This window comes from Mesorhizobium sp. M7D.F.Ca.US.004.03.1.1, assembly GCF_003998635.1.
In the GTDB taxonomy this organism is placed as follows: Bacteria; Pseudomonadota; Alphaproteobacteria; order Rhizobiales; family Rhizobiaceae; genus Mesorhizobium; species Mesorhizobium loti.
This window is the reverse complement of sequence record NZ_RZQG01000075.1, coordinates 1-12649: the sequence shown is the minus strand read 5'-3', so window position 1 is coordinate 12649 and position 12649 is coordinate 1. Positions and strand designations below refer to the sequence as shown.

Genomic DNA, 12649 nt, shown 5'->3' with positions numbered 1-12649 from the left:
CGCCTATGGCGAGCAGTTGCGGGGGTTGATCGACGGCGGCGCCGACATCATCCTGATCGAGACCATCTTCGACACGCTGAACGCCAAGGCGGCGATCTTCGCAGCAGAAGAGATCTTCATCGAGAAGGGCGTGCGCCTGCCGGTGATGATCTCCGGCACCATCACAGATCTCGCCGGCCGCACGCTGTCGGGCCAGACGCCGACCGCCTTCTGGCATTCGGTGCGCCATGCCAGCCCCTTCACCATCGGCCTCAACTGCGCGCTCGGCGCCAACGCCATGCGTGACCATCTGGCCGAAATATCAGGCGTCGCCAACACCTTCACCTGCGCCTATCCGAATGCCGGCCTGCCCAATGAATTCGGCCGGTATGACGAGAGCCCGGACTTCATGGCCGCGCAGATCGAGGAGTTTGCCCGCGAGGGATTGGTCAATGTCGTCGGCGGCTGCTGCGGCTCGACGCCGGAGCACATCCGCGCCATCGCTGATGCGGTGCGGAAGTATCCGCCGCGCACCATTCCGGACATCGAGCCCAGGATGCGCCTGTCCGGGCTGGAGCCGTTCACGCTGACCGACGAGATTCCGTTCGTCAATGTCGGCGAGCGCACCAATGTCACCGGGTCGGCCAAGTTCAGGAAGCTGATCACGGCGGGCGACTATGTCGCCGCGCTCGACGTGGCGCGCGACCAGGTCGCCAATGGCGCGCAGATCATCGACATCAACATGGACGAGGGGCTGATCGATTCGAAGAAGGCGATGGTCGATTATCTCAACCTGATCGCCGCCGAGCCGGACATCGCCCGCGTTCCCGTCATGGTCGACAGTTCGAAATGGGAGATCATCGAGGCCGGCCTGAAATGCGTGCAGGGCAAACCGCTGGTCAACTCCATCTCGATGAAGGAAGGCGAGGCTGCGTTCCTGCATCATGCCAGGCTCGTGCGCGCCTATGGCGCGGCGGTGGTCGTCATGGCCTTCGACGAAGACGGCCAGGCCGATACCAAAGCGCGCAAGGTGGAGATCTGCACCCGCGCCTACAAGCTCTTGACCGAGCAGGCCGGCTTCCCGCCCGAGGATATCGTCTTCGATCCGAACGTGTTCGCCATCGCCACCGGCATCGAGGAGCACGACAATTACGGCGTCGACTTCATCGAGGCGACGGGCGAGATCACCGGCACGCTGCCGCATGTCCACATTTCCGGCGGCGTGTCGAACCTGTCCTTCTCGTTCCGCGGCAATGAGCCGGTGCGCGAGGCCATGCACGCAGTGTTCCTCTACCATGCCATCCAGCGCGGCATGGATATGGGCATCGTCAATGCTGGCCAGCTCGCCGTCTACGACACGATCGAGCCGGCGCTGCGCGAGGCCTGCGAGGATGTCGTGCTCAACCGTGTGCCCAAGGCCGGCGGCACCGCCACCGAACGCATGCTGGAGATCGCCGAACGCTTCAAGGGCACGGTGGGCCAGGAAGCCAAGGAGCGCGATCTTGCCTGGCGCGAATGGACAGTCGAACAGCGGATCAGCCATGCGCTGGTCAATGGCATCACCGAATTCATCGACGCCGACACCGAGGAAGCCAGGCTGGCGGCCGAGCGCCCGCTGCATGTCATCGAAGGCCCGCTGATGGCCGGCATGAACGTCGTCGGCGATCTGTTCGGCGCGGGCAAGATGTTCCTGCCGCAAGTGGTGAAGTCGGCGCGGGTGATGAAGCAGGCGGTGGCCGGATTGCTGCCGCATATGGAGGCCGAGAAGCTGGCCAACGCCGCCAATGGCATCGACAATGGCGAACGCCAGACGGCCGGAAAGATCCTGATGGCGACGGTGAAGGGCGATGTCCACGACATCGGCAAGAACATCGTCGGCGTCGTGCTGGCCTGCAACAATTACGAGATCATCGATCTCGGCGTCATGGTGCCGGCGGCAAAAATCCTGCAGACGGCGCGCGAGAGACAAGTCGACATTATCGGCCTGTCCGGCTTGATCACGCCTTCGCTCGACGAGATGGCGCACATGGCCGCCGAGATGGAGCGCGAAGGCTTCGACATTCCGCTGCTGATCGGCGGCGCGACGACCAGCCGCGTGCACACGGCGGTGAAGATCCATCCGCGCTACACCAGGGGCCAGACCGTCTATGTCAACGACGCCAGCCGGGCAGTCGGCGTGGTGTCAGCCTTGCTGTCAAATGACAGCAAGGCTGACTATGTCGACGCCGTGCGGGCCGAATACAAGAAGGTCGCCGATGCGCATGCCCGCTCCGAAGCCGACAAGCAGCGGCTGCCGCTGACCAAGGCGAGGGCCAACGCGCATCGGATAGACTGGTCTGAATATGAGCCACCGAAGCCGTCTTTTACCGGCGTGAAGGTGTTCGAGAACTGGGACCTCACGGAACTCGCGCGCTACATCGATTGGACACCGTTCTTCCAGACCTGGGAGTTGAAGGGCCGCTATCCGAAGATACTCGAAGACGAGGCGCAAGGCGCCGCCGCGCGCCAGCTGTTCGAAGATGCGCAGGCGATGCTGAAGAAGATCATTGCCGAAAAATGGTTCGCGCCGCGCGGTGTCATCGGCTTCTGGCCGGCCAATGCCGTCGGCGACGACATCAGGCTGTTCACGGACGAGAAGCGGTCGCAGGAACTGGCGACGTTCTTCACGTTGCGCCAGCAACTGACCAAGCGCGACGGCAAGGCCAATGTCGCGCTGTCGGATTTCGTCGCGCCAGCGGATAGCGGCAAGCCCGACTACATCGGCGGCTTCATCGTCACCGCCGGCATCGAGGAGGTGGCGATATCAGAGCGCTTCGAGCGCGCTAATGACGACTATTCCTCGATCATGGTCAAGGCGCTGGCAGACCGCTTCGCCGAAGCCTTTGCCGAGCGCATGCACGAGAAGGTGCGCAAGGAGTTCTGGGGCTACGTGCCAGACGAAGCGCTGGCGCCCGACGAGCTGATCGGCGAACCCTATCGCGGCATCCGCCCGGCGCCCGGCTATCCGGCGCAGCCCGACCATACTGAAAAGGCCACACTGTTCCGGCTGCTCGACGGCGAAGCCAATGCCGGCGTCAGCCTGACTGAAAGCTATGCGATGTGGCCGGGCTCGTCCGTATCGGGGATCTATCTCTCGCATCCCGAAAGCTATTACTTCGGCGTCGCCAAGGTCGAACGCGACCAGGTCGAGGACTATGCTGTTCGTAAGGCGATGCCGTTGGCCGAGGTCGAGCGCTGGCTTGGCCCCATTCTCAATTATGTGCCGGCGCACTATGCCGAGGCGGCTGAATAGCTGATGCCGGCGCGCGTCTGATGGAGAAGCGACAGGCGAATGCCAATCGCTTCTCCATTGTCATCCTGGCCCGCTTCGATTCCGGTGGGCTATTGCATGGCGGACGGGTTCATCCACAGCAGCTCCCAGACGTTGCCGTCCGGATCTTCGATGTGGCGGTTGAACATGAAACCGAGATCCTGCACTGGGTTGGGATCGGCGCGACCGCCTGCCGCCACGCCCTTCTCGATTACGGCATTGACCTCGTCCTTGCTGTCGGTGGTGAGCGCAATCAGCATCTGGCTGTCACGCTTGGCATCGCCGATCGGGCGCGCTGTGAACTGGCTGTAATGCTGGTGTGTAAGCAACATGACCCCAATGGAGTCGGAGAACATGATCGAGCTGGCCTGGTCGTTCGAGAACTGCGGATTCAGCGTGCCCCCGATCGCGAGATAGAACTTGGTCGCCACCTGCAGATCGCGTACCGGTAGATTGAGGAAGATCATTTTGGTCATCGGTCTAAGCCTTGCTTTCGTTGACGGGTACTAGCCAGTCTAGTACTGTATTTGTGGCTACCATGCGGGAACGGTACCGTCTAGTACTAGTTGAGAGGCGCTATGAAAATTAATGGTGAGACCAGGTCGGCTCGCAAGGATCGTGAAATCATCGAAGCGGCCACAGCCGCGTTCATCGCCAAGGGTTATGATGGAACCAGCATGGAAGAGATCGCCACCAAGGCAGGCGCTTCCAAGCAGACCGTCTACAAGCATTTCACGGACAAGGAGACGCTTTTCAGCGAAGTCGTCGAGTCCACCGCCAGCCAGACCAACGATGTTGTCGAGTCCGTGACGATGCTGCTTTCCGAGGCGCAATTCATGGAGGGCGGTCTGCAGCAGCTTGCCCGGCGCATGACAACGACGCTGATGGACGACAACTTGTTGAAGCTGCGGCGTCTGATTATCGCCAACTCGGATCGAATGCCGCAGCTTGGCCGCAGCTGGTATGAAAAAGGTTTTGAGCGCATGCTTGCCTCGGTGGCATCATGCTTTCAAAAACTTACCAGTCGAGGCCTGTTGCAGACTAGCGATCCCCGTTTGGCGGCCAGTCATCTCTTCGGAATGCTTCTCTGGATCCCTATGAACGAAGCCATGTTCACCGGAAGCAACCCGCGCTCGAAGGCTGACCTTGAGCGGCACGCCGATGCTTCGGTCGAAGCGTTTCTTGCCGCCTATGGGGCGCGGTTGAAATAGTCGCGCTCCTCCGTCTACATCGGCTGGTATCTTGAGTAGATCTGCCGCGCCAGAAACAGCTTCAACTGCCAGCAGGCCGGTTTTGCACAGGCTGCTCGCTTACGATCCAAGGCTGCGATAAACCCAAGGCAGCCGTCTTTGCAGTTGGAGCGCCGAATGACCGTACTCACACGCCGCAGGCTTTTGAAAGCGGCTGCGGTTGCCGGCGCGGGCGGGATCGGGCTCTCGGCCCTGGGTCGGCTTGGCGGTTGGGCCGCTGCCACGCCTGAGCCGGTGGTTTTGCAGACGGCAAAGATCCAGACGAAGCTGATGGATGTCGGCCAGACCAGGGATGTGCTGACCTATGGCAACGCCGGAATGCCGCCGGTGCTCAGGATGAAAAAGGGCGAGCCCTTTGCCGCGCGTCTTGTCAACGCCATCGACGATCCGACGACGATCCACTGGCACGGCATTCGCGTTCCAAACAAGATGGACGGCGTGCCGTTCCTGGTCCAGCCCTACGTCTATACCGGCGACCATTTCGATTACGCCTTCACGCCACCCGACGCCGGCACCTTCTGGTACCACCCGCATTGCAACACGCTGGAGCAGATGGGCCACGGCCTGACGGGCGTGATCGTGGTCGAGAACCCCAGCGATCCGGAATTCGATGCCGAAATCGTCCTCAACCTGCGCGACTGGCGCCTCGGCGACGATGGCCAGTTCATCGATCAGTTCCGACCGCGCGATGCCGCAAAAACCGGCACTTACGGCACGGTGCGCACCGCCAACTGGCTCGATCAGCCGCAATATGATGCGCCGGCCGGAGGGCTGGTGCGGCTCAGGGTCGCTATCACCGACGTCACCCGGATCTATGCCTTTCGCGTCGACGGCGCCGAGGCGTCAGTCATCGCGCTGGATGGCAATCCGGTGCCGCAGCGTTTTTCCCCCGATGCCTTGCTGCTTGGACCCGGTCAGCGCATGGAGCTGGCCATCAGCATGCCCGACGACGAGGGCGCGATCGTCAGCCTGAGAGACGTCAGGGGCACGAAGCCAAAAATCCTGGCGACCCTGCGCGCGACAGGAAACTCGCTCAAGCGGGACATTCGCGATCTCGCGCCGCTGGAGGTCAATCCGGTGGCGGAAGTAGATCTCACCGGCGCCCAACATATTTCCCTAGCACTCAGCGCCACGGCGGAAAATGTCCCGAGCGATGGCATCTGTGGTTCACTTGGCTACAGTTTCTGGGCCATCAACAAGGTGCCCTGGCCCGGCGATACGCCGGATCCGACCGCCCCGCTGGCCGAATTGAAGCTCGGCAGGAGCTATGTCATCGACATGGAGAACCTGACGCCGCAATCCCATCCGATGCATCTGCACGGCATGAGCTTCAAGGTGCTGTCATCCTCGACGCGCCAGGTTCAGCCTGTCATTTCCGACACCTATCTCATCCAGCCCAATGAGAAGGTTCAGCTCGGTTTCGTCGCCGACAATCCCGGCGACTGGCTGCTGCATTGCCACATCATCGAGCATCAGAAATCGGGAATGACGAGCTACGTCAGGGTGGTCTGAAGCCTCGTCCTGTTACCGAGGCCGAGCCAGCCTCCGCGACGCTTCGAGACCGTCACTTGCGCAATTGCGCCTCGATCTCGTCGAGGATCTTGTCCTTGCCGATGCCGGTGAGGAAGGCGAGGCCTTTGATGACCGGCTTGGTCACCGAAGCGGAGATCGGAGTGGTGGCGACGATGAAGTCGACATTGTCGGCCAGTCCCGGCACTTCGGTGGCCTTTGCCTGCTGGGCATTGAAGGTGAGGCCGCGCTTCTTCATTTCCTCGGTGACGGCGACGTTGACCGCGGTCGAGGTGGCGATGCCCGTGCCGCAGGCAAAGAGAATGGTTTTCTGTCTGGACATCTCTGCTTCTCCTTGTTTCAGCCGAGTACGGCTCGCACGTCGTCGAGGGTTCTGGCCGACCTCAAGCCGTCCAAGGTTTGCGGATTCTGGATGATGGCCATGACGGCCTGCAGCGCCTCAATCTGCTTGTCCTTGTCATTGATGGCAAGCAGGAAGACAATGCCGACCGGCAGCATCTCGTCGGGGTCTTCCATGTTGGCGAAGGTTACCGGTTGTTTCAATGTGCCCATCGCGATGCCCGGCTTCAGCACATGCTTCGGATCGGTGTGCGGTACCGCGACATTGTCGGGGCGCTCCAGCGGCAGTCCTGTCGGGATGGTCAATTCGCGGCGCACGACCGCGTCGGCATAGGAGCTTTTGACATAACCAAGCATCTCGAGCCGGCCCGCCAGGATGCGGATGATCTCCTCATTGGTCGATGCATCGGATCCGAGCACGATCGCTTCGGGATCCAGAAGCTGCATGAGGCCGTCAGGCATTTCTTTGCTCCGTCGATGAAATCGTGCGCCCGTGAAGGGCGCACGATCGGTTCAAACGCAAGGCGCTATCAAGTTCAGACCGTCTCTTCGGCCGGCTCGTCCTCGGCGCCCGCGGCCCGTTCCCAGCCGAGCGGATTGCGGCGGTAGAGGACAAACAATGCCGCGATGACCACCGCGATCACGATGATGCCGACAAGCCCCATTCCCTGGATCGCCTCGATGATCACGTAAGGCACCCACAGGAAGCCGTCGACCACCGAGGTGATCTGCAGCGCATCCGCCGGCAGCTTGAAGCCCGATGCGACGGCAGCACTGGTGAACAGCGGCGCCAGCGCGTTGGCGACGTAGAAGCCGATGGCCAGCGTCACCGTGCCGATCACCACCATGCGGAACACATTGCCTTTGACCAGAGGCGCGGTCATGGCGACGATGAAGGGAATGACCGCCAGGTCGGCGAACAGGATGACGCGGTTGCCTGGCAGGATGATGGACAGGATGATCGCGATCGGCACCAGGATCAGCGACGACGAGATCGCGGCCGGATGGCCGATCAGGATCGCCGAATCGAGGCCAACAAGCAGCTCGCGGTCGCCGGTGCGCTTGCGTACGAACGCCTGGGCTGCGTCGGAAACCGGGAGCAGGCCCTCCATCAGTATCTTGACCATGCGCGGCAGCAGCAGCATGACCGCCGCCAACGTCATGCCGGTGCCCAGAACCTTTGCCAGCACCACGCTGAGATCACCCGCATTGTAGAAGGCGATCGCGCCGAGCACGAGGCCGATGATCAGGCCCATCACGACAGGTTCTCCGAACACGCCGAACCTGCGCTCGATCGTATCGGTGTTGATGTTGATGCGGTTGATGCCGGGAATGCGGTCCATGATCCAGTTGAGCACAATGGCGATCGGCAGGATCTGCGCGGAGGCAAGGTGCGGCACGGAAATGCCGGGCACGCCGTAGAATTGCTGCACCGCGCGTGCCGACCAGTCGGCGAAGAGCAGCGACAGCGCGGCGACAAGTGCTGCGACCGCGATGCCATAGGCCAGATTGTCTGTCGCGGCGACGACCAGTGAGCCGACAAAGGCGAAATGCCAGAAATTCCAGACGTCGACATTGAGCGTGCGCGTCATGCGTGTCAGCAGCAGCACGATGTTGACGAGGATGCCGACCGGAATGACCCACAGGCCGACCGATGAGCCGAAGGCGATCGCCGCGGCCGAAGGCCAGCCCACATCGATGATGTCGCGATGGATGCCGGTGTTGGTGACGATGGCCTTGGCAACGTCTCCGATCGACGTGAACATGAGGCCAAGCACGAGATTGATGCCGATGAAGGCGACGCCGATGGTGACGGCGGCGCGAAAAGCCTTGCTGATCTTGGCGCCCAGAACCACGGCGATGATAAAAATGACGATCGGTAGCAGGATCGTTGGGCCGAGCGTGTCGATGGCCCCTTTGAGGCCCGCGAGAACAGTATCCATTATTCCTCCCCTGGAGCCCCCGAGCCTTCGCTCGACGCCTCGCAATGATGCTCCATCCAGCCTTTGACGCCACCCTGGCGCAAAGACACTCCCCAGTCCGCCGCGAGGCGCATGCTCTCTGATCTGTCGATGAACATTTGCCTTTGTTGGCGAACGAATGTTTTATTGTGGCTGTTCACGACAATGTCAATTGGCAACCCTTTGTGCCAATCGCCCGGGACGAATGTCCCTTGTTCGGGCGATTTCGCTGGAAAATGCCGGTCGCCAACGGTTTCGTTGGCAAATGGAGCCGGTTCCCTGCTATCCGACCATAATCACGAAGCTGTGGACATTCCTGCATGACCAATGTCGCCCTGACCGGCCTTGCCCGCGATCTCGCCAGGCGTGCCGCCGAGGGCCGCCCTGTGCGCATCGGCGTCATTGGCTCGGGCGAGATGGGCACCGATCTGGTCACGCAAGGCATGCTGATGCCGGGCATTTCGGTCTGCGCCGTCTCGACACGCCGCCCGCACACCGCGCGCGATGCCATCCGCATCGCCTATGGCGATGAAGCCATGGCGGTCGAAGCCGACACCGCGTCGAAAGTTACCGGCGCCATAGAGAGTGGCAAGATCGCCATCACCTCCAACGAGATGCTGGTCACCAATCCGTTGATCGACGTCGTCATCGACGCCACCGGCAAGCCGGGTGTCGCCGCCGATTTCTGCCTGTCGGCGATGGAGCACGGCAAGCATCTGGTGATGATGAACGTCGAGGCCGACGTCACCATCGGCTGCTACCTCAAACAGCAGGCTGACCGGCTTGGCGTCGTTTATTCGGTGGGTGCTGGCGACGAGCCGTCGAGCTGCATGGAGCTGATCGAGTTCGCGTCGGCGCTCGGGCTAACCATCGTCTCAGCCGGCAAGGGCAAGAACAACCCGCTCAACCACGATGCCGTGCCCGATGACTATCGCGAGGAAGCGATCCGCCGCAACATGAACCCGCGCATGCTGGTCGAGTTCGTGGATGGCTCCAAGACCATGGTCGAGATGTGCGCTATCGCCAACGCCACCGGGCTCGTGCCCGATGTGCCCGGCATGCACGGCCCCAAGGCCGACCGCGACGATCTCGCCAAGGTGCTCATTCCGCGTGAGGATGGCGGTCTGTTGCTGAAGAAAGGCGTCGTCGACTACACGGTCGGCAAAGGCGTCGCGCCCGGCGTCTTCGTCATCGTCGAGGCGACGCATCCGCGCATCATCGAGCGCATGGACGATCTGCATATCGGCCACGGTCCTTACTACAGCCTGTTCAGGCCCTATCATCTGACCTCGCTGGAAGTGCCGCTGACCGCCGCCCGCATCATGCTTTTCGGCAAGCCTGACATGGTGCCGCTGCCAAGGCCGGTGGCCGAGGTGTGCGCCGTCGCCAAGCGCGACCTTGCCGCCGGCGAGACCTTCGATGCGATCGGCGAGACCTGCTATCGTTCCTGGACCATGACTGTCGGCGAAGCCCGTGCCCGGCGCGCCGTGCCGGTCGGCCTGCTCGAGGGCGGCAAGGTGCTGAAACCGGTCAGGAAAGGCGAATTGCTGACCGCCGACAATGCGTCACCCGATCAGACGACGAGGCTGTTCGCCTTGCGCCGACTCCAGGATGAGATGCTTTACGGGGCAAGCTGAGGATTTACTTCCCCAGCTCGACAGACCGCAACCGCGCCGCCTCGACTGCCCGGGTCAGCAGATTGGTCAGCCGGTCCTCGCCCATCAGCACCTCCAGCGCCGCCGCCGTCGTCCCCTTGGGACTGGTCACTTGCTGGCGTAGCACGCCCGGCTCCTCGCCGCTTTCGGCGGCGAGCGAGGCAGCGCCGTAGACGGTCTGCATGGCGAGCAGCTTGGCGGTTGCCGTCGGCAGCCCAGCCCTCTCGGCTGCCACGGTCAGCGCCTCGATGAAATGAAAGATATAGGCTGGCCCCGACCCCGACACGGCGGTCACCGCATCCATCAGGCCCTCGTCATCGATGGTGGTCACCTCGCCGCTCGCCGACAGCAGGTCGGCGACGAAACGCTTGGTGTCTTCGGAAACCAGCCTATTGGAGAACACCACCATCATGCCTTTGCCGATTGCTGCCGGCGTGTTGGGCATGCAGCGCACGATCGGTGTGCGGCTGCCCAGGATTTCCTCGAAGGTAGCGGCAGGCGTGCCGGCGGCGATGCTGACGAAGGTGGTGCGGCCATCTGCGAAGCGCTTGTAGGCGGCGGTGACGTCGCGGATCACCTGCGGCTTCACCGCGATGACGACGAGATCGGGCACGGCATCGGCCGGAATGCTACTGGCATCGGTTGATGTCGCACAGCCCAGCGTTGCCGCGCGATTGCGCAGATCGGCATTGGGCTCGACCACGAAAACCGCCGACGGCGCGAGCTTGCCGGATTTCAGCCAGCCTGAGAGCATGGCGTAACCCATATTGCCGCAGCCGGCGAGAACAAGCCTGATCGTCATCGAAAGCCCTCCGAAGGAAGGCCATCACATAGACGCTAGCGCTTCGCTGGGGAAGCCCTGTCAGGACGGACGGGAAGATTGCGCATCGTGATCGGGATCACGCACCGCCATCGGTCGCAGCGAGACTTGCCTGAGGCCAAGCACGCCGAGCACGAAGAACAGCCAGACCGGGTCGCCGCGATGGAAGAAGAAGCTTTCGAGGAAAGCGTTGAGCGCCGTGAACAGCACCACCATCATGAAGAAGTCGCCGAGAAAGATGTTTTCCCTGCGCAGCGGAATGCGCATGTAGTCGCGCAGCGGCGCGATGAGGAAGGTGTAGACCGCCACGCAAAGTGCCGGAATGCCCATCAGCACGGCGATGTCGAGATAGCCGTCATGGCCGTGCACGATGGTTCTGATGTCCCAGGGCCGGTCGAAGGGCTGGTCCTGATTGAGCAGCAGCGGCGTTCCCCAGAAGCTCTCATAGCCGTAGCCGGTCCATGGCTTCTTCGCCAGCATGCTGCCGGCAAACTCCCACAGCGTCGTGCGGCCGGTGTAGGTCATGTCGGGAAAATAGATTGCCGCCAGATGTTTCACCGGCGGCAGGAAGACGATGCCCAGCGTGCCGACCGCCGTGGCGATGATCGCTAGCGCAAACAGGATCGGCGTGCCGAGCCGCATGCCTATCAGGCTCGGGAACATCACGATCAGGATCGAGAACGGCACCAGGCCAGCTGTTGTCTTGGAGCCGGTGTGCAGCATGAAGATCATCGCCGCGAGGAAGATCCCGGCGCCCCAGTAGCGCTGCCCGCGCCGGTAGAGATAAAGACCTGCGAAGCTGAGGCAGGCCATGATCGGGCCGGCGATGTTCTTGTGGGTGAACACGCCGCGCCACAGGCCGGCATGTTCGGGCTCCTGTGAGTCGGCGGTGTGCATCGCTTCGTGCGGAAAGATGATGAGGCCGAGATAGGAAAGGCCTATGACCGCGACGGCGGTGAAGATGATGACTTTTGAGAAGGCCTCGGCGTCGCGCGGCAGCACCAGGATCGTCGCCATCGTCAGGATGCCGATCAGCGTGAAGGAGGCGGCACGCATGGCCGAGGGCGGGTCGGTTGCCAGCACCACCGACAGGAAAAAGAAGCCCAGCATCAGCATCCAGGATGGGCTGAGCAGCGAGCGCACTACGCGCGGATCGGCAAAAGCCATCAGCGAGAAGATCGACATGGCGCCGAGCGAACTGAAGCCAAGCTGGTTGACGATGTCGCCGCCTTGACCGGTGAGCTCGGCGCCGGCCGGCTGGAACGGCCGGAAGGACACCATGATGACGGTGAACAGCAGCGCGGCAATGGCAGTGGCCACGCCTTCGCGCGTGAACGCGGCGCTGAGCGGCGCGCGCTCAGTTTTTCTCAGGCTGGCGGTATTGCTCATTGGCATATCCGAATTCGGCCAGCACGCGGCCTAGCGCCACATGAACGGGGTAGATGGCGATCGCCGGCGATCCGGTTCGCGCCAGCCGCATCAGGCCGCGAAACGGCGAGGCGGCAAGCAGCACCAGGCTCTTCAGCAACACCTTGACGCCGGCCAATGGCGTGCCGGCGCGCTTCTTCTTTTCGACCAGTGTCGAGATGACGCCGTTGCGCAGGCTGCGGGCACGGATCCAGTCGGCCTCGACACGCCGGGCCGGAACGGTTTCTTGCACTTGCGCTTCAGCGCACCAGCCAAGCACGAAACCGCGCTGCGCCGCCCGGCTCAGGAAATCGGAATCGCCGCCGCCCATGAAGTTGAACTTCAGATCGAGAAAGGGCGGACCCATGGCGATCAGCACGTTGCGCCCGACCAGAAGA

At 62.4% G+C, this 12649-nt stretch carries 10 protein-coding genes and 1 pseudogene; 4 read left to right on the top strand and 7 right to left on the bottom strand.

From position 1 onward, the window contains the following. A partial coding sequence (metH, locus tag EN935_RS07380; protein WP_127373240.1) for a methionine synthase occupies positions 1-3271 on the top strand: 3271 nt, incomplete at its 5' end. 89 nt (positions 3272-3360) lie between these two features. Here metH and EN935_RS07375 read toward each other — a convergent pair. Then, positions 3361-3765, bottom strand: coding sequence for a VOC family protein (locus EN935_RS07375; RefSeq protein ID WP_109670300.1), 405 nt, complete (start codon positions 3763-3765; stop codon positions 3361-3363). Positions 3766-3867: 102 nt separating this feature from the next. On the opposite strand from EN935_RS07375, the gene EN935_RS07370 reads away from it, so the two are divergent. Then, positions 3868-4500 carry a TetR/AcrR family transcriptional regulator gene (locus tag EN935_RS07370; protein ID WP_109670298.1) on the top strand — a complete coding sequence of 211 codons (633 nt, stop codon included), beginning with the start codon at positions 3868-3870 and terminating at the stop codon, positions 4498-4500. A 156-nt stretch (positions 4501-4656) separates the two neighbouring features. Further along, positions 4657-6051 (top strand): multicopper oxidase family protein, encoded by a 1395-nt coding sequence (locus EN935_RS07365; RefSeq protein ID WP_127262350.1) that lies wholly within the window; start codon positions 4657-4659, stop codon positions 6049-6051. A 52-nt stretch (positions 6052-6103) separates the two neighbouring features. Here EN935_RS07365 and EN935_RS07360 read toward each other — a convergent pair whose 3' ends face one another. The 3 genes from EN935_RS07360 to EN935_RS07350 all read right to left on the bottom strand — a co-directional run bounded on the left by EN935_RS07360 (position 6104) and on the right by EN935_RS07350 (position 8351). Beyond that, positions 6104-6391, bottom strand: coding sequence for a PTS sugar transporter subunit IIB (locus EN935_RS07360; protein WP_056583361.1), 288 nt, complete (start codon positions 6389-6391; stop codon positions 6104-6106). A 17-nt stretch (positions 6392-6408) separates the two neighbouring features. Beyond that, positions 6409-6870, bottom strand: a complete 462-nt coding sequence (locus EN935_RS07355; protein WP_127262351.1) for a PTS sugar transporter subunit IIA — start codon at positions 6868-6870, stop codon at positions 6409-6411. Positions 6871-6944: 74 nt separating this feature from the next. Continuing rightward, complete coding sequence (locus EN935_RS07350; RefSeq protein WP_109670291.1) at positions 6945-8351, bottom strand: PTS transporter subunit IIC; 1407 nt, start codon at positions 8349-8351, stop codon at positions 6945-6947. A 338-nt stretch (positions 8352-8689) separates the two neighbouring features. Between EN935_RS07350 and EN935_RS07345 the strand changes: the two genes are divergently transcribed. Then, positions 8690-10006, top strand: a complete 1317-nt coding sequence (locus EN935_RS07345) for an NAD(P)H-dependent oxidoreductase (protein WP_127262352.1) — start codon at positions 8690-8692, stop codon at positions 10004-10006. A 4-nt stretch (positions 10007-10010) separates the two neighbouring features. Here the strand turns inward: EN935_RS07345 and proC are convergent, their stop codons facing one another. The 3 genes and pseudogenes from proC to EN935_RS07330 form a co-directional block, all read right to left on the bottom strand. After that, positions 10011-10826, bottom strand: a complete 816-nt coding sequence (gene proC, locus EN935_RS07340) for a pyrroline-5-carboxylate reductase (RefSeq protein ID WP_109670284.1) — start codon at positions 10824-10826, stop codon at positions 10011-10013. Between the two features lie 60 nt (positions 10827-10886). Further along, on the bottom strand, positions 10887-12233 hold the full coding sequence (locus EN935_RS07335) for an O-antigen ligase (protein ID WP_127262353.1): 1347 nt from the start codon (positions 12231-12233) through the stop codon (positions 10887-10889). Beyond that, positions 12202-12649, bottom strand: a pseudogene (locus EN935_RS07330) (glycosyltransferase family 2 protein); the annotation flags it as partial. The gene EN935_RS07335 and the pseudogene EN935_RS07330, both read right to left, overlap by 32 nt.